Origin of the sequence: Ideonella sp. (assembly GCF_041287625.1) — a bacterium.
GTDB lineage: Bacteria > Pseudomonadota > Gammaproteobacteria > Burkholderiales > Burkholderiaceae_C > Ideonella.
In genome coordinates this window covers 71174-86296 of record NZ_JBGGNH010000023.1, presented here as the reverse complement: position 1 = coordinate 86296, position 15123 = coordinate 71174, and the positions used below count along the sequence as shown (strand labels likewise).

General features: G+C 67.9%; 18 protein-coding genes. 12 read left to right on the top strand and 6 right to left on the bottom strand.

The window, feature by feature from the left end; all coding sequences use genetic code 11:
• The first annotated feature begins 122 nt into the window (after positions 1-122).
• Complete coding sequence (locus ACAH41_RS09335) at positions 123-878, top strand: SDR family oxidoreductase (RefSeq protein ID WP_325656447.1); 756 nt, start codon at positions 123-125, stop codon at positions 876-878.
• A 230-nt stretch (positions 879-1108) separates the two neighbouring features.
• On the opposite strand, the gene ACAH41_RS09330 is transcribed toward ACAH41_RS09335, so the two are convergent.
• The 3 genes from ACAH41_RS09330 to ACAH41_RS09320 all read right to left on the bottom strand — a co-directional run bounded on the left by ACAH41_RS09330 (position 1109) and on the right by ACAH41_RS09320 (position 3166).
• On the bottom strand, positions 1109-1684 hold the full coding sequence (locus ACAH41_RS09330) for an outer membrane beta-barrel protein (RefSeq protein WP_325656451.1): 576 nt from the start codon (positions 1682-1684) through the stop codon (positions 1109-1111).
• 110 nt (positions 1685-1794) lie between these two features.
• Positions 1795-2367, bottom strand: coding sequence for a porin family protein (locus ACAH41_RS09325; protein ID WP_325656453.1), 573 nt, complete (start codon positions 2365-2367; stop codon positions 1795-1797).
• Positions 2368-2524: 157 nt separating this feature from the next.
• Entirely contained in the window at positions 2525-3166 is a 642-nt protein-coding gene (locus tag ACAH41_RS09320; RefSeq protein WP_325656455.1) for a LysE family transporter, read from the bottom strand.
• Between the two features lie 57 nt (positions 3167-3223).
• On the opposite strand from ACAH41_RS09320, the gene radA reads away from it, so the two are divergent.
• Positions 3224-4591: a DNA repair protein RadA gene (radA, locus tag ACAH41_RS09315; protein ID WP_325656457.1), complete on the top strand. Its 1368-nt coding sequence runs from the start codon at positions 3224-3226 to the stop codon at positions 4589-4591.
• A 94-nt stretch (positions 4592-4685) separates the two neighbouring features.
• Here the strand turns inward: radA and ACAH41_RS09310 are convergent, their stop codons facing one another.
• Both ACAH41_RS09310 and ACAH41_RS09305 read right to left on the bottom strand, forming a co-directional pair.
• Positions 4686-5054: a hypothetical protein gene (locus ACAH41_RS09310; RefSeq protein WP_325656459.1), complete on the bottom strand. Its 369-nt coding sequence runs from the start codon at positions 5052-5054 to the stop codon at positions 4686-4688.
• 343 nt (positions 5055-5397) lie between these two features.
• The gene (locus ACAH41_RS09305; protein ID WP_325656462.1) at positions 5398-6828 is read right to left on the bottom strand and encodes a DHA2 family efflux MFS transporter permease subunit; all 1431 of its coding nucleotides are present in this window, start codon (positions 6826-6828) and stop codon (positions 5398-5400) included.
• A 204-nt stretch (positions 6829-7032) separates the two neighbouring features.
• Here ACAH41_RS09305 and ACAH41_RS09300 point away from each other — a divergent pair, with 204 nt between their 5' ends.
• The 10 genes from ACAH41_RS09300 to ACAH41_RS09255 all read left to right on the top strand — a co-directional run bounded on the left by ACAH41_RS09300 (position 7033) and on the right by ACAH41_RS09255 (position 13950).
• Positions 7033-8601, top strand: coding sequence for a methyl-accepting chemotaxis protein (locus ACAH41_RS09300; RefSeq protein WP_325656464.1), 1569 nt, complete (start codon positions 7033-7035; stop codon positions 8599-8601).
• Between the two features lie 100 nt (positions 8602-8701).
• Positions 8702-9100: an antibiotic biosynthesis monooxygenase gene (locus ACAH41_RS09295; protein ID WP_325656466.1), complete on the top strand. Its 399-nt coding sequence runs from the start codon at positions 8702-8704 to the stop codon at positions 9098-9100.
• Positions 9097-9906, top strand: coding sequence for a metallophosphoesterase family protein (locus ACAH41_RS09290; RefSeq protein WP_325656468.1), 810 nt, complete (start codon positions 9097-9099; stop codon positions 9904-9906). Before ACAH41_RS09295 ends, ACAH41_RS09290 begins: the two co-directional genes overlap by 4 nt.
• 56 nt (positions 9907-9962) lie before the next feature.
• Positions 9963-10253 (top strand): EF-hand domain-containing protein, encoded by a 291-nt coding sequence (locus ACAH41_RS09285; protein ID WP_325656470.1) that lies wholly within the window; start codon positions 9963-9965, stop codon positions 10251-10253.
• Positions 10254-10368: 115 nt separating this feature from the next.
• Complete coding sequence (locus ACAH41_RS09280) at positions 10369-10758, top strand: hypothetical protein (RefSeq protein WP_325656472.1); 390 nt, start codon at positions 10369-10371, stop codon at positions 10756-10758.
• Between the two features lie 46 nt (positions 10759-10804).
• Entirely contained in the window at positions 10805-11728 is a 924-nt protein-coding gene (locus ACAH41_RS09275) for a branched-chain amino acid transaminase (RefSeq protein ID WP_325656476.1), read from the top strand.
• Positions 11729-11757: 29 nt separating this feature from the next.
• A complete protein-coding gene (locus tag ACAH41_RS09270; RefSeq protein ID WP_141289580.1) occupies positions 11758-11970 on the top strand; it encodes a zinc-finger domain-containing protein in 213 nt (70 codons plus the stop codon).
• A 20-nt stretch (positions 11971-11990) separates the two neighbouring features.
• Positions 11991-13493 carry a PAS domain-containing sensor histidine kinase gene (locus ACAH41_RS09265; protein ID WP_325656480.1) on the top strand — a complete coding sequence of 501 codons (1503 nt, stop codon included), beginning with the start codon at positions 11991-11993 and terminating at the stop codon, positions 13491-13493.
• Positions 13490-13750: a hypothetical protein gene (locus ACAH41_RS09260; protein WP_325656482.1), complete on the top strand. Its 261-nt coding sequence runs from the start codon at positions 13490-13492 to the stop codon at positions 13748-13750. The genes ACAH41_RS09265 and ACAH41_RS09260 overlap by 4 nt, the downstream gene beginning before the upstream one ends.
• Positions 13747-13950, top strand: a complete 204-nt coding sequence (locus ACAH41_RS09255) for a hypothetical protein (protein ID WP_325656484.1) — start codon at positions 13747-13749, stop codon at positions 13948-13950. The genes ACAH41_RS09260 and ACAH41_RS09255 overlap by 4 nt, the downstream gene beginning before the upstream one ends.
• Positions 13951-13971: 21 nt before the next feature.
• Here the strand turns inward: ACAH41_RS09255 and ACAH41_RS09250 are convergent, their stop codons facing one another.
• Positions 13972-15081, bottom strand: a complete 1110-nt coding sequence (locus tag ACAH41_RS09250; RefSeq protein ID WP_325656486.1) for an alpha/beta hydrolase — start codon at positions 15079-15081, stop codon at positions 13972-13974.
• Between the last annotated feature and the right edge of the window lie 42 nt (positions 15082-15123).

Genomic DNA, 15123 nt, shown 5'->3' with positions numbered 1-15123 from the left:
TGCGGTTCGGTGTTCCTGATGGCGGAATTCTGAACTCGCCAGGGTTCCATATACAAGCATTCGAGCGAATCGGACACTGGCTTCACTGAGTCTTTCCAACCCCCTTCCTTCAGGAGCCCACCATGTCTCAATCCCAAGATTCCATCCGCGGCCAGGTCGTTGTCATCACCGGTGCCAGCAGCGGCCTGGGCGAAGCCACAGCCCGCTTGCTGGCAACCCGCGGTGCGCGCCTGGTGCTGGCCGCGCGCCGCGCTGATCGCCTCCAATCCCTGGCCGCCGAGTTGCGCGACGGCGGCGCCGAAGTGATGGTGCAAGCCACAGACGTGACTCGCCGCGCCGACCTGGACGCGCTGGCCGCTGCGACGCTGAAAGCCTTCGGCCGCATCGACGTGCTGGTCAACAACGCCGGCGTGATGCTGCTGGCCGGGCTGGACAAGCTCAAGGTCGACGAATGGGACCGCATGATCGACGTCAACATCAAGGGCCTGCTCTACGGCGTGGCCGCGGTGCTGCCGACGATGAAGGCGCAAGGCAGCGGCCACATCGTCAACATCGCCTCGGTGGCCGGCCTGAAGGTCTTCAGCCCCATTGGTGCGGTCTACAGCGCGACCAAGTTCGCGGTGCGCGCGATCTCCGAAGGCCTGCGCGCCGAAGCCCCGGCCGGCGTGCGCACGACCATCGTGTCACCCGGCGCGGTGGCCTCGGAACTGAAGCTGGGCACCAGCGACGCCGAGGCATCGGCCGGCGTCAACGCCTTCTACGAAGCCAACCAGATCCCAGCCAATTCGGTGGCGCGTGCGATTGCCTACGCGATCGAACAGCCGGCCGACGTGGACATCAACGAGATCGTGCTGCGCCCGACGGTGCAGGACTTCTGAGGGGCGCTGCCGGTCAATGCATGTCGGCAGCCGCACTGCCATTGATGGCGCCCGGCAGCGGCCGGGGGCGACCATGGTGCCGGCGCCCCAGATCGGCATCGCCTTGCCGTCCTTTTCGCAAGGGTGCGCTGGCGGCCGCCGCGGTGGGGGCGTCAGGCGCGCGACCCTGGAAAAAGCCCGCTGTAGCGGGCTTGGGCCTGTCAACGCCACGGCAGGACGCCAAGGCAAGTTCAGAAGTGGTAGCGCACGCCCAGGCTCAGCAGGCGCACGTCCGCCTTGAATGTTTCGTATTCGGCGCGGCTGAAGTCTGCGGCCAGTTCCACCCGCAGCCCGGGGGCCACCACGCAGCCCAGGCCCAGGCCGGCGTAGAACTGCGCCTTGGTATCGCTGTCGGACGCGCTGAGGCCTGCGCCGTCCGACCCGTCCACCTTGGTCCGCATGCCGATCACGCCGGCACGGGCCAGCAGTTCCATGCGAGGCAGCACTTCAAAACGATAGGCCGCGCCCAAGGTCAGGCCCGAGGCCCTGGCCGTCAGCTCGGCGCCATTGCCCGAGCCCTTGGCCTTGCCGAACCAGGCATAACCGAGTTCGGCAGACAGGCCGTGGCCCAGCTCATAGCCGCCCACCAAACGGCCGCCAGTGCTGCTCTTGTCGCAGGACGGTGCTCCGAGGCAGTCGGTGTCGAACTCGGCACCGCCCAGCGCGGCGCTGACATAAGTTGGCGTGGCTGCGGTTGACTCGGCCATCACGTTGTTGCCGAGCAGCAGTGCCAAGCCAGCAGCAACAGCCATCGAGATCTTCTTCATTGCGTTCCCTCAGTTTGGTATGGATGGATTGCGGCCTTCGTGCGGGCCGCATAAAAAAGCCCGCAGGTTGCGGGCTCGTGATGGATCAAAAAAGCCAGAAGGCCGGATGATCAGAACGCGTAGCGCAGGCCGACCGAGAAGTTGCGCAGGTCCGCCTGGGCGTCCGTGTATTCGGCGCGGCTGAAGTCCACGTTCAGCTCGACGTGCAGCGCCGGCGTCACGGCGTAGCCCAGGCCGAGCCCGGCGTAGGCGGCAGTATTGGTCTCATCGTCCGATGCGCTGTTGACGCCGTCGGTCGCGCTGACCTTGGTCTTCATGCTGATCACGCCCAGTCGCGCCGTGGCGTCCCAGTCGCGGGCAAACGGGGCGCGGAAGGCCACGCCCAGCAGGATGCCACCGGCTTCGATCTTGGCGCGCACGCCGCCGACCGTGGCCTTGGCTTCACCAAACGACATGTAGCCCACTTCGCCAGCCAGGCCGCCACCGAGCTCATAGCCCAGCATCACGCGGGCGCCGGTGCCGGAGTTGTCGCACGACTCGGTGCCGGCGCAATCGGCATCAAAGTGGCTGGCGCCGACTGCGCCGTTGACATAAAGGCGGCTGTTCGGCGCCTGCTGGGCCATGGCGGCGGAGCTGAGCAGCACGGTGGCTGCGGCCGCAATGGCCATCGAAATCTTCTTCATCACAAATCCTGTCCACAGACAAAAAGCCACCCCCCGGTGGCCGACGGGCCAGATTTTCGATGAATTGCCCCATCTGGGCGGCGGATGAGCGCCTAGATGGGGCAATTGCGGCTTGCACGCCACGGTCGATTGACGAGACGTAACAAGCCCGGCCAACTCAAGCCGCCCGCTTGAACGTCGCCAGGAACACCCCTGCAGCGACGAACAGGCTGCCGAAGCTGCGGTTCATCCAGCGGATCTGGCGCGGTTCGCGCAGCAGGCCCAGCACCTTGCTGGCCAGGGCCACGTAGCCGGTCATCACGCAGAACTCGACCACGCTGAAGGTGGCGCCGATGTGCAGGTATTGCAGCGGCAGCGGCCGGCCCATGTCGATGAACTGCGGCAGCACGGCCAGCAGGAAGACGGTGCCCTTGGGGTTCATCGCGTTCACCATCCAGCCGCGCAGGAAGATGCTTTTGCGGCTGGCGGCCTGGGCGGCGTTGGCGCTGGTCGCGTCCTTCGCGGTGATCGGGCTGGCCGGCGAGCGCCATTGCTGCACGCCCAGGTAGACCAGGTAGGCCGCGCCCACCCACTTGACGACCGCGAATGCCGTCTCTGAGGTGGCCAGCAGCGCACCCAGGCCCACGCCGACGACCAGCAACTGCGTGATCACGCCCAGCGCCAGGCCGAAGGCGACGACCTGGCCGCGGCGAAAGCCATTGTTCAGGCCCGAGCCCATCGCGGCGATGGCGCCCGGGCCGGGCGACAGGCTGATGGCCACGGTGGCGAGGAAAAACGGGAGCCAGGTCGAGAAGTCCATGGGGCGTGACGTTGCGAAGCGGGGAGCCGAGTTTAGGGCGCTGCCAGAATGCCCCTCATGTCCAAGGCCAAGACGATCTACACCTGTACCGAATGCGGCGGCACCAGCCCCAAGTGGCTGGGCCAGTGCCCGCACTGCAAGGCCTGGAACACGCTGGAGGAAGGCGTGGCCGAGCCGGCGGCGGGTACTGCCAAGAACCGCTTCCAGGCACTGGCCAAGTCTCAGCCCGTCGCCACGCTGAGCGAGATCGAGGCCGGCGACGTGGCGCGCACGCCCACCGGGCTGGACGAGCTGGACCGCGTGCTGGGCGGCGGCATCGTCGAAGGCGGCGTGGTGCTGATCGGCGGCGACCCGGGCATTGGCAAGAGCACGCTGCTGCTGCAGGCGGTGGACGCGCTGGCCACACGCATGAAGGTGCTGTATGTGACGGGCGAGGAGTCCACCGCGCAGGTGGCGCTGCGGGCTCGCCGGCTGGACCTTTCGGGCGCCGCCGTGCGCGTGCTGGCCGAGATCAGCCTGGAGAAGATCCTCGCGACCATCGAAGCCGAGCAGCCGGCCTTCTGCGTGATCGACTCGATCCAGACCATGTACTCGGAGCAGCTCAGCAGCGCGCCGGGTTCGGTCTCGCAGGTGCGCGAGTGCGCGGCGCACCTCACGCGCACCGCGAAGTCCGGCGGCTGCGCCATCGTGCTGGTCGGCCATGTGACCAAGGAAGGCGCACTGGCCGGGCCCCGGGTGCTGGAGCACATCGTCGACACGGTGCTGTATTTCGAGGGCGACACGCACAGCAGCTTCCGCCTGGTGCGGGCGATCAAGAACCGCTTTGGCGCGGTCAACGAGATCGGCGTGTTTGCAATGACCGAGCGTGGCCTCAAGGGCGTGTCCAACCCCAGCGCGATCTTCCTGTCCACGCACAGCGAGCCGGTGCCCGGCAGCTGCGTGCTGGTGACGTTGGAAGGCACGCGGCCGCTGCTGGTCGAGATCCAGGCGCTGGTGGATTCCGGCGGCCCGAGCCCGCGCCGCCTGTCGGTGGGCCTGGACCGGGACCGGCTGGCGATGCTGCTGGCGGTGGTGCACCGCCATGCCGGCGTGGCGTGCATGGACCAGGACGTGTTCGTCAATGCGGTGGGCGGCGTGCGCATCAGCGAGCCGGCGGCCGACCTCGCGGTGCTGATCGCCATTCAAAGCTCGCTGCGGGGCAAGCCTTTGCCGCGGGGCTTCATTGCCTTTGGCGAGGTGGGTCTGGCAGGCGAAGTGCGGCCCGCGCCGCGGGGGCAGGAGCGCTTGAAGGAGGCTGCCAAGCTGGGATTCAGCGTGGCGGTGGTGCCCAAGGCGAACGCGCCGAAGAAACCCATCGAAGGGCTGACGATCCACGCCGTCGAACGCATCGAGCAGGCCATTGATCTGATGCGGCAGCTGGACTGAAAGCACAGCGCGTACCCTGCACCACGCCGCATCGCCTCGTTCGTGCGCAGGGGCACGTCACTGGCCGGGCCGCCTGTCTGGGCCCGCACCTGGCTCAGAGCGCGGCCGACTTTTCCAGGGTGTAGTTCTGCACGTTTCCGTTTGGCAGTGTCACCTGGCATTGCTGGCGCCAGGTGTCGATCCACACGCCTTTGCCATTGCTGGAGATCAAATAGATGGACCAGTCGTCGCGATCAGCAACGGAGAATTTCGCGGCTTCGTTCTTGTCGGTGAGCGATTTCCAGGAGCCGTCCTTGTTCAGCGTGTACTGCGCGGCGGAGGCCTCATTGCGGCAGAGTGCAAACGAGACGTTGCCTCCGTTGACCTCGGCTGCCGCAGCCTGCGCAGCCGCGCTCACCATGAGCAAGGGGACGATGCAGCGAAGGACCAGGGTGCGACGGGAGAAGACTGTTGAATTGCGCATGTTGGGTTTCCGAATGGTCTATTGATGGGAAAAACGAGAGCACAGCGTAGTTTTGCGCTTCTTGTCCAGCCATACGGTGATCGCCGCATTTTGCGCAGGGCGCGTCGAGCGCCTGGCCTGCGACTTCGAGTTCTGCGACAAGAGCCGCCCCCAGCAGTTGCCACCCGAGATGGCTGAGATCGAGAAAAGCATGGAGAGCATGCGCAGCTCTCAAGGCAAGCACTTCAACCAGGGCAGCTGCGAGCTGGCCAAGAGGCCGGTGTGTTCCTCCGCATGGCCGGCCACAGCCGCGCCAAGGGCACGCCGGTGGCCGGCGCCGCCCAGTCCAACGTGATCGTCACCGCTACCCAGCTGTGGGAGCGTCGCCCGGCCCGCCTGCGCGCAGCAGCAGCCCGCCCATCAGCGCCGCCACCAGCGCGCACGCTGCGCCCAGCTTGAAGGCCAGCTGGTAGCCGGCGTTCAGCGCGGCGGCCGCGTCCAGCCCGGCCAATGCCGCGGCTTCCGAGCGGCCGGCCGCCAGGCTGGCCAGCACCGCCAGCCCCAGCGCGCCGCCCATCATGAAAGCGGTGTTGACCAGCCCTGATGCCAAGCCTGAATCCGCCGGCCCGACCTCGCTCATCGCCGCCAGCAGCACCGGGTTGAACGCGATGCCGGCGCCCAGGCCGAGCAGCAGCATCGGCGGCAGCACGTGCTGCCAGAAGTTCGCAGCCACGGGAGCCTGCGAGAACAGCAGCAGCCCCAGCGCCGCCAGCGCCAAACCCACGGCGATCGGCCTGCGAATGCCAAAGCGCATCACGATGCGCGCAGACAGCCCCAGCGAACACACCGCCATGATGAGGTTGGCCGGCAGGAAGGCCAGGCCGACCTGCATCGGCGCGTAGCCCAGCACCTGCTGCAGGTACAGCGCCGAAATGAAGAACCAGGCGAACATCGCAGCGGCCCACAGCACGCCCGCACTGTTGGCCACCGCCACGCTGCGCAGCCGGAACAGGCCCAACGGCATCAGCGGCTGCGCCACCCGTGCCTCGGTCCAGACAAAGGCCGCGCCCAGCACCAGCGCGCTGGCCAGCAGGCCCAGCGTCTGCGCCGAGGTCCAGCCCGCGGTGTTGCCATTGACCACGGCATACACCGCCAGCATCAGCGAGCTGGTGACCAGGATCGCGCCGGCCACGTCCAGCTTCTGCTTGTCTGGCGGCGTGTGCCCGGCCGGCAGCAGCGCCACGCACAGCGCATACACCGCCACGCCGATCGGCAGGTTCACCAGGAAGATCCAGTGCCAGCTGAAGTTGCCGGTCAACAGCCCGCCCAGCAGCACGCCGATGCTGCCGCCGCCCGCGCAGACAAAGCCGTACACGCCCATGGCTTTCGCGCGCTCGGCCGGCTCGGTGAACAGGTTCATGATCAGCGACAGCGAGACGGCCGACACCACCGCGCCGCCCAGCCCCTGCACCGCGCGCGCGGCCACCAGCGCGCCTTGCGAAGGCGCCAGCCCGCAGGCGGCCGAGGCCGCGGTGAACAGCACCAGCCCCGCCAGGAACAGTCGCCGGTGGCCATACAGGTCGCCCAGCCGTCCGCCCAGCAGCAGGCAGCCGCCAAAGCTCAGCAGGTAGGCGTTGACGACCCACACCAGCCCCGTCTCGGAAAAGCCCAGGTCGGCGCGGATGGACGGCAACGCCACGTTCACGATGGTGCTGTCGAGCACGATCATCAGCACGCCCAGGCACAACACGGCCAGGGCCGACCAGCGGCGGCGAGGGGTGAGCAGGTCTTTCATGTGCTGCTTTGTACTATGGCGGCGCACCGCCCAGGTGTGCCAATCGGCATCACGGGGTGGCCGCCCGCCTGGAGACGGCCGTGGAAGCCAGCGCATTTCACGGCTTTTGCTGCAGTGCAGCGATCGCAGAATCGAGCGAACTGTGGACCTTGTGGCCGAGTCGGTCCGGGCCGCGCCCCTTCCCTCTGCGAAAGCTGTTTCCCCATGTCGTTCCTCAGCAATCTCTCCATTGGCAAGCGACTGGCCACCGTGCTCGGCACGATGCTGGCCCTGTCGCTCGGCACCTTCATGTTCGCGGCCGTGATGCTGCAGCAACTGGGTGGCGAGATCGACACCATGCTGCAACAGAACATCCAGACCGAGCGCCTCGCCGTGGACTGGCGCATGAGCCTGGCGGCCGCCATCCAGCGCCGCGCCGCAGTGTCCCGCAGCAGCGACGACAGCCTGGAGGCCTATTTCGCACCGGCCAATGCCGAGTCCGTGCGCCTGACCGGCGAGCTGCAGAAGGCGCTGGACGACAGGGTCAGCAACGACAGCGAGCGTGAGCTGATGGCGCAGGTCAAGGCCAGGCGCCTGACCTACCAGAACGGTCGCGACGAGGTGCTGAAATTCAAGAAGGCGGGCGACGTGGCCGCCGCCAGCCGTGCCTTCAGCGAGCATTTCGAGCCGGCGGCCAATGCCTACCTGGAGGCGGTGAAGGCCGTGGTGACGCGGCAGCGGGAGGACCTGGATGCGCGCGCCGGGTCGGTCAGCGACCTGCGCCGCCGCATGCTGGCCGTGCTGGCGGCCAGTGCGGCGCTGTCGATCGGCATCAGCCTGGTGCTGGCCTGGCTGCTGACGCGCAGCATCACCGGCCCCTTGCGCCATTCGCAGCAAATGGCCGCAGCCATCTCCAGCCTGGACCTGCGCGGCCGGGCCCTGGGCAGCTATGCCCAGGACGAAACCGGCCAGCTGCAGCGCTCGCTCGATGCGATGCGGGACGCCCTGAAGCACTCGATCCACGAGGTGCGTGGCGTGGTGGACAACGTGACCACCGCGACCACCCAGATCGCCGCCGGCAACCATGACCTCAGTGCGCGCACCGAGCAGACCGCCAGCAACCTGGAGGAAACCGCCAGCGCGATGGAGCAGCTCACCGGCACCGTTCGCCAAAGCGCCGCCTCGTCGGTTCAAGCCAACCAGCTGGTGCACTCGGCGGTGGCCGTGGCGGCCCGCGGCGGGCAGATGGTGGCCGGTGTGGTGGCGACCATGAACGACATCCACGCCAGCGCCAGCCGCATCGCCGACATCACCAGCGTCATCGACGGCATCGCCTTCCAGACCAACATCCTGGCCCTGAACGCTGCGGTGGAAGCTGCGCGTGCCGGCGAGCAGGGCCGCGGTTTTGCCGTGGTGGCAGGCGAGGTGCGCACGCTGGCCCAGCGCTCGGCCCAGGCTGCCAAGGAAATCAAGCAATTGATTGGTGACAGCGTGACCAAGGTCGCGTCCGGCACCCAGCAGGTGCACGCCGCGGGCGACACCATGGGCGAGATCGTGCGCAGCATCCAACAGGTCAGCGACATCATGGGTGAGATCACCACCGCCGCGTCCGAACAGAGCGATGGCATCGGCCAGGTCAACGTGGCCGTCACCCAGCTGGACCAGATGACGCAGCAGAATGCTGCGCTGGTCGAGCAGGCTGCCGCCGCTGCCTCCAGCCTGCAGGAACAGGCCGTGCGCCTGGCCAACGCAGTCGCCGAGTTCCAGCTCGACGCCATGCCCCGGCACGCTTGAGTGCTGCGCAGGGCGGCGTGTGGCGCCGTGCCGGCGCCCGCCAGCGGCGGCCGCTTTGTACTATGGTGGCGAACCTGCCACGCATTCCCCATCGACCAGCATGCTGCCGCCCGCTTCCGCTGACGCCTTGCCCCCGCCCGGCTTCGCTCCCCGCCCGCCGCCGCCCTACTACGCGGTCATCTTCACCAGCCAGCGCACCGAGGCCGACGGCGGCTACGGCGAGGCTGCCGAACACATGGTGCTGCTGGCGCGCGAACAGCCCGGTTACCTGGGCGTCGAAAGCGCACGCGGTGCGGACGGCCTGGGCATCACCGTCTCTTACTGGCGCTCGCTGGCCGACATTGCCGCGTGGCGCAAGCAGATCGACCATGCGCAAACCCGCGCGCGCGGACGGGCCGAGTGGTACACGCACTACGAGCTGCGCATTGCCAAGGTCGAGCGCGCCTATGGCTGGGACGAGGTCACCAGCCCGCCGCAGACCGACGCCGGCCAGCCATGAGCAGAATCGCCTTTGTCTCCGACATCCACGGCAACCTGCCAGCGCTGGAGGCCGTGGCCGCCCAGATCGCCGCTGCAGGCATCCATGCTGTGGTCAATCTCGGCGACATCGCTTCCGGCCCCTTGTGGCCACGCGAAACCGTGCGGTTGCTCATGCAACGCGACTGGCCGACCATCGCCGGCAACCACGAGCGCCAGGTGCTGACATTGCCGCGCGAACGCATGGGTGCGAGCGACGCCTTTGCCGCCGCACAGCTTGGCGAGCCCGAGCGCGCCTGGCTGGCCGCGCTGCCGCCCAGCCGCTGGTGCGGCGAGCAGGTCTTCTGCTGCCACGGCACGCCGACCGACGACCTGCAGTACCTGCTCGAAACCGTGGTCCCCGGCTTTGATCCGGCCGACCCGGCGCCCCGCAGGTCTGTGACGCTGGGCCTGCGCGCCGCCAGCGCGGCCGAGCTGCAGGTCCGCCTCGCCGGCCTGGTCCACCAGCCGCTGCAGCCCACGCTGCTGGCCTGCGGCCACAGCCACGTGCAGCGCATCGCAGCGCAGGGCCACACGCTGCTGCTGAACCCCGGCAGCGTCGGCCTGCAAGCCTATGACGACGTGCACCCGCACCCACACTGGGTCGAGACCGGCCACCCGCAAGCCTGCTGGGCGCTGGCCGAACACGGTCCCGCTGGCTGGCAGCTGGCGCTGATGGCCACGCCTTACGACTTCGAAGCCGCCGCCCGCCGCGCCGACGAAAACGGCCGCGGCGACTGGGCCGACGCATTGCGCACCGGCCGCGTCGGTCGGCTCGAACCTGCCTGAGCGTCCGCGCTGCTACGCTGCCCAGCTTCTCCTTTGTCTGTCACCAGGACGCGCCCATGAAGATCGTTCGCCCTCTCTTCGCCACAGCCATCGCCGCCGCAGCCTTGCTGGCCGCCACCGCGGCGCAAGCCCAGTCGGCCAGTGCCCCGTCCGCCGACAGCATGAAGCAGCAGATCCAGGACCGTTTCACCAAGGCCGATGCCGACCACGACGGCAAGCTGACACGTGCGGAAGCGCAGGCCGGCATGCCGCGCGTGGCAGCGAAGTTCGATGAGATCGACGCTGCGCACACCGGCTCCGTCACGCTCGAACAGATCCTGAAGTTAGCGGCGGCCCAGAAGAAGTGACCACCTTGGGCTCGCCTCGGCACTGAGCCCAGCCAGATGTGGAAGCCCGCCGTCCTGGCGGCGAGGCAGTCGGCACAATCGCGCTTTTCCTGGACCGCAAGCAAGAGTTTTTCAGATGGATGCACGATGGGGCTGGCCGCTGGCCGCGCTGGCACTGGTGGCCGGCTACCTGCAATGGGGCTGGCAAGGCCTGCTGTTCGCTGGCACGGTGGTGGTCTTCTGGCTGCTGCTGCAGTTCAGCCGCTCGGTGCGCGCGCTGGGCGAGGCTGGCAAGGCGCCGCTGGGCAGCGTGGCCAATGCGGTGATGCTGCATGCCAAGCTGCGCAAGGGGTTGACGCTGCTGGAGGTGCTGCGCATCACCGGCAGCCTGGGCGACCGCATGGCCGAGCCGCCCGAGGAGCGCTTCCGCTGGACCGATGCGGCAGGCGACTCGGTGGAGGTGCTGCTCAAGCGCGGCAAGGTCGCCGAATGGCAACTGCATCGCGCGGCTGCGTCCGACGCCTAAAATCCCCGCTTCGTCTGAACGAACTGAACCACACAAGGATTTCCCCATGGGCATGGAAGACCGCGACGGCAAGATCTGGATGGACGGGCAGCTGGTCGACTGGCGCGACGCCAAGATCCATGTGCTGAGCCACACGCTGCACTACGGCTGCGGCGCCTTCGAAGGCGTGCGCGCCTACAAGACGCCCAAGGGCACGGCCATCTTCCGGCTCAAGGAACACACCGAGCGGCTGTTCAACTCGGCCAAGATCCTGCGCATGAAGATTCCCTTCAGCTACGAGCAGGTCGCCGAGGCGCAGAAGCAGGTCGTGCGCGAGAACCAGCTGGAAAGCTGCTACCTGCGGCCGCTGACCTGGATCGGTTCCGAGAAGCTGGGCGTGAGCCCCAAGGGCAACACGGTGCACCTGATGGTCGCCGCCTGGACCTGGGGCGCCTACCTCGGTGAAGAGGGCCTGAAACGCGGCATCCGCGTGAAGATCAGCAGCTACACCCGGCACCACGTCAACATCACGATGACGCAGGCCAAGGCGGTGAGCAACTACACCAACTCCATCCTGGCCAACATGGAAGCCACGGAGGACGGCTACGACGAAGCCATGCTGCTGGACGCCAACGGCTTTGTCTCCGAAGGCGCGGGCGAGAACCTGTTCGTGATCAAGAACGGCGTGGTCTACACACCTGACCTGTCGGCCGGCGCGCTCAACGGCATCACCCGCAACACCATCTTCCACATCTGCGAAGACCTGGGGCTGAAGCTGGTCGAAAAGCGCATCACGCGCGACGAGGTCTACATCGCCGACGAGGCGTTTTTCACCGGCACCGCCGCCGAAGTCACACCCATCCGCGAGCTGGACCGCATCGAGATCGGCGCCGGCTCGCGTGGCCCCATCACCGAGAAGATCCAGAGCGCCTTCTTCGACATCGTCAACGGCCGCAACGACAAGTACGCTCACTGGCTGACGCTGGTCTGATCCCTTTTCTCCTTCACCGCATCACTGCCATGAGCGAAACCCAAGCCGCCGCCACCGTCGAAGTCACCGCCAAGGACCTGCAAGGCGAGGGCGTGCTGTTCTGCCCCAACCCGCGCATGCCGCTGTGGAGCAACCACCCCCGCGTGTTCCTGAACCTCAGCCAGGACGGCCAGGGCAAATGCCCGTACTGCGGCACCGTCTACAAGCTGAAGGACGGCGAACACCTTCCGCACGGCCACTGAACCGTTGAGGAAGTCGCGCCATGCACGCTGAAGCGGTCTGGCGCGAAGCCCAGGCGGCGCTGCTGGACCACCTGCAGCGCCGCGACGCGGGCCACGCGCTGCAGCGCCTTGCGCGGTCCGTGGCGCATCTGCTGGACCGCCCCTGCGGGCTCTTTGCCCACGCCCAGCCCGCTGGCGCCGTGCCCTGGCTGGGCGGTGCAGGGGCCGACGAAGCACTGTTGCGCGGCGCCGGACAGTGTCTGCCGCTGATTCACGCTGGCCACGAGGTCGGTGAACTCCGGGTGATGCCGCGGGCAGACGGCGGCGCGCCCAAAGCCGCGCTTGCCGCGGACATCTCGCCCCTCACCGATGCAGCCGCCGCGCTCATCGCCACCTGGCTGGAGCAGCAAGGCCTGGCGGCGCCTGCTTCGCTGACGCTGACCCGCAGCGCGCTGCGCGAAGCGGGGGTCTTCGTCTGGGAGTGGGACATTCCGAGCGATGTGCTGGGCGACATCGACGAAGGCGCGCTGATGCTGGGCTACGCCCCGCACCAGATCGGCCACATCCAGGCCGACTGGACCGCACTGATCCATCCCGACGACCGCGAACAGGTCGAGGCCGCCTACCAGGCCCATGTGCGCGGCGACAGCCCGCTCTACCGCACTGTCTACCGCGCGCGGGCGGCCGATGGCCAGTGGCGCTGGCTGGAAGAGCGCGGCCGCATCGTCGAGCGGGACGCCAACGGCCAGCCGCTGCGCATGTACGGCACGCAGGCTGACGCCAGCGTCGAAAAAGCGCTGGAGCAGGCCCGGCGCGACCAGCTCGCCGCCGAGGCCGCCAGCGCCGCGAAGACCCGCTTGCTCTCGCACATGAGCCACGAGCTGCGCACGCCGCTGAACGCCGTGCTCGGCTTCGCGCAGCTGCTCGAAATGGGCCGCCAGCCGCCGCTGTCCGACGGCCAGCGGCGTCAGGTCGGTCAGATCCGCCACGCTGGCGAACACCTGCTGGCGATGATCGGCGACCTGCTGGACGTCTCGTTGATCGAATCCGGCCGCATGTCCATGCAGCCCGCGCCGCAGGTGCTGGCGCCGCTGCTGTCCGACGCGATGGCGCTGGTCCAGGCGCAGGCCCAGGCGGCCGGCATCACGCTGCACCTGGCGCCGCCGCCCGACGGCGCCACCGTGCACGCCGACCGCACCCGCCTGACCCAGGTCCTGATCAACCTGCTGGCCAACGCCATCCAGTACAACCGCCCCGCCGGCAGCGTCACGTTGTCGGCCGAACTGGCGGCCGATGCGAACACCTGGTGCATCGCCGTCCAGGACACCGGCCTCGGCATCGCCCCAGAGCGCATGCGCCAACTCTTCCAGCCGTTCAACCGGCTGGGCCGCGAGCATGGTCCGGTGCCAGGCGCAGGTTTGGGGCTCTCGCTGTCGCTCAGCCTGGTGCAGGCGATGGGTGGGACGTTGCAGGCGCGCAGTGACGGGCAGGGGAGCCGGTTCGAGGTGCGCTTGCCCGCCTTGCCACCTGGGCCTGCCTCATGAAACATGCCGGCCCCGAAACGCTGGCCTTGCTGGCGCCCTTGTTGGCCGACATCCGCGCCTTGCCCGGCCTTGCCGAACGCAAGCCCGGCATCTTCTACCGCCGCGGCGAGGCCTGGCTGCACTTCCATGAAGACCCGGCCGGGCTGTTTGTGGACGTGAAGTTGCCACCGGCCAAGGGCTTCAAGCGGCTGGCGGTGGACACGCCGGCACAGCAGAAGGCACTGTTGGCGCGGTTGACCGAGCAGTTACACGCATGAGCACGGCAACGCTGTTGCTCAGCGTGCTGTTTGGCGCCATTGGCTCCGGCTATTTCCTGTACGGGAGAAAGCAACGGGCGGTGGTGCCTTTGCTCTGCGGTCTGGCGCTGATCGTGATGCCGTATTTCATTCCCAACGCTGCGCTGCTGGTCGTGGCAGGCGTGGCGGTGTCGGCCATTCCCTATTTCTACCAAATCTAGCGAACGGTCGTGGCTGGTTTGTCACGCCAGAAACTTGCGGGCGCGCAACCAGGTCGCGTACTGCTCGGGCCACTGTGCGCTTTCCGTTCCTGGCCTGCCCATGCCGAAGCCGTGTGCGCCATTCGCGAAGCGGTGCATCTCGACGGGAACAGCAGCGTCGCGGCAGGCCTGGGCCATGATCAGTGTGTTGTGAGGGTCGGAGATCGGGTCGTCCTCGGCCTGCGCGAGGAACATGTCGGGGCAGCGGGCGCGCACATGCGTCTGCACGGACCACTCCCGTGCCTGTGCTGCAGAAGGCGCCTGGCCCACCAGCACCTTGCGGGTCGAGGTCTTGTCGTAGGGGGCCTCCAGCGTGATGACGGGGTAGATGAGGGCGCAGGCGTCGGGCCTGGCGGACTGCTCGTCCACACTGTCGATCGCAGGGGAGGACGCGAAGTCGGACCAGGCCGAGGCCAAGCCCAGCAAATGACCGCCCGCTGAAAATCCGAGCACGCCCAGTTTTTGAGGATCGACGCCAAAGCTTCGCGCATTGGCGCGGATGAGGCGGATGGCCCGCTGGGCGTCCTGCAGCGCGCAGGCATTGCCGGCGGTCCAGCCTTCGCCTGGCAGCCGGTAGCTCAGGATGAAGGCCGTGACGCCGCGCGCAGCCAGCCACGCGGCGGCCGGATCGGCCTCCATCGCCATCTCGATGCGCTTGTAGCCGCCGCCAGCCGCGATCAACACGGCCGCTCCGTTGGGTTGTGACGGGGAGACGCGCGTCAGCGAAGGGCGGCTGATGTTGCTCACGGCGCCTTTTTTGTCCGTGATCGCCTCGCCGCCGGGGCCGCCTCCACCGGGCGGGTTGTCCGGCCACAAGGGCAGTTGCGCTTCGATCGACGCAGCAGCACGCGCGGCTCCCAGAAGCGGCGCGAACGCGGCTGCAGCGATGAGGCTTCGGCGCGTGAGATGGGCAAGAGGGGCGGACAAAACTTCTCCTGTTGACGTGCCGAACGGCGATGGCGTGGCCGGCGTTGCATGAACGGCTGCGCCTCGTGTTCCGTGCACTTGGCATGGCCCGAAGCCGCGGGGCACGTGAATCTTGACGTTTTTCAGTTCAACGATTCGCCCTGCTTTTCCTGTAGCGTTCGCCACCGTGGTTCAGGTTTGGAGAAGGACCGGTTTGACCCACGGCCT

Coding starts and splice junctions, on each gene's coding strand:
- ACAH41_RS09335 (WP_325656447.1), top strand. CDS start 123: ATGTCTCAATCCCAAGATTCCATCCGCGGCCAGGTCGTTGTCATCACC.
- ACAH41_RS09330 (WP_325656451.1), bottom strand. CDS start 1,684: ATGAAGAAGATCTCGATGGCTGTTGCTGCTGGCTTGGCACTGCTGCTC.
- ACAH41_RS09325 (WP_325656453.1), bottom strand. CDS start 2,367: ATGAAGAAGATTTCGATGGCCATTGCGGCCGCAGCCACCGTGCTGCTC.
- ACAH41_RS09320 (WP_325656455.1), bottom strand. CDS start 3,166: ATGGACTTCTCGACCTGGCTCCCGTTTTTCCTCGCCACCGTGGCCATC.
- radA (WP_325656457.1), top strand. CDS start 3,224: ATGTCCAAGGCCAAGACGATCTACACCTGTACCGAATGCGGCGGCACC.
- ACAH41_RS09310 (WP_325656459.1), bottom strand. CDS start 5,054: ATGCGCAATTCAACAGTCTTCTCCCGTCGCACCCTGGTCCTTCGCTGC.
- ACAH41_RS09305 (WP_325656462.1), bottom strand. CDS start 6,828: ATGAAAGACCTGCTCACCCCTCGCCGCCGCTGGTCGGCCCTGGCCGTG.
- ACAH41_RS09300 (WP_325656464.1), top strand. CDS start 7,033: ATGTCGTTCCTCAGCAATCTCTCCATTGGCAAGCGACTGGCCACCGTG.
- ACAH41_RS09295 (WP_325656466.1), top strand. CDS start 8,702: ATGCTGCCGCCCGCTTCCGCTGACGCCTTGCCCCCGCCCGGCTTCGCT.
- ACAH41_RS09290 (WP_325656468.1), top strand. CDS start 9,097: ATGAGCAGAATCGCCTTTGTCTCCGACATCCACGGCAACCTGCCAGCG.
- ACAH41_RS09285 (WP_325656470.1), top strand. CDS start 9,963: ATGAAGATCGTTCGCCCTCTCTTCGCCACAGCCATCGCCGCCGCAGCC.
- ACAH41_RS09280 (WP_325656472.1), top strand. CDS start 10,369: ATGGATGCACGATGGGGCTGGCCGCTGGCCGCGCTGGCACTGGTGGCC.
- ACAH41_RS09275 (WP_325656476.1), top strand. CDS start 10,805: ATGGGCATGGAAGACCGCGACGGCAAGATCTGGATGGACGGGCAGCTG.
- ACAH41_RS09270 (WP_141289580.1), top strand. CDS start 11,758: ATGAGCGAAACCCAAGCCGCCGCCACCGTCGAAGTCACCGCCAAGGAC.
- ACAH41_RS09265 (WP_325656480.1), top strand. CDS start 11,991: ATGCACGCTGAAGCGGTCTGGCGCGAAGCCCAGGCGGCGCTGCTGGAC.
- ACAH41_RS09260 (WP_325656482.1), top strand. CDS start 13,490: ATGAAACATGCCGGCCCCGAAACGCTGGCCTTGCTGGCGCCCTTGTTG.
- ACAH41_RS09255 (WP_325656484.1), top strand. CDS start 13,747: ATGAGCACGGCAACGCTGTTGCTCAGCGTGCTGTTTGGCGCCATTGGC.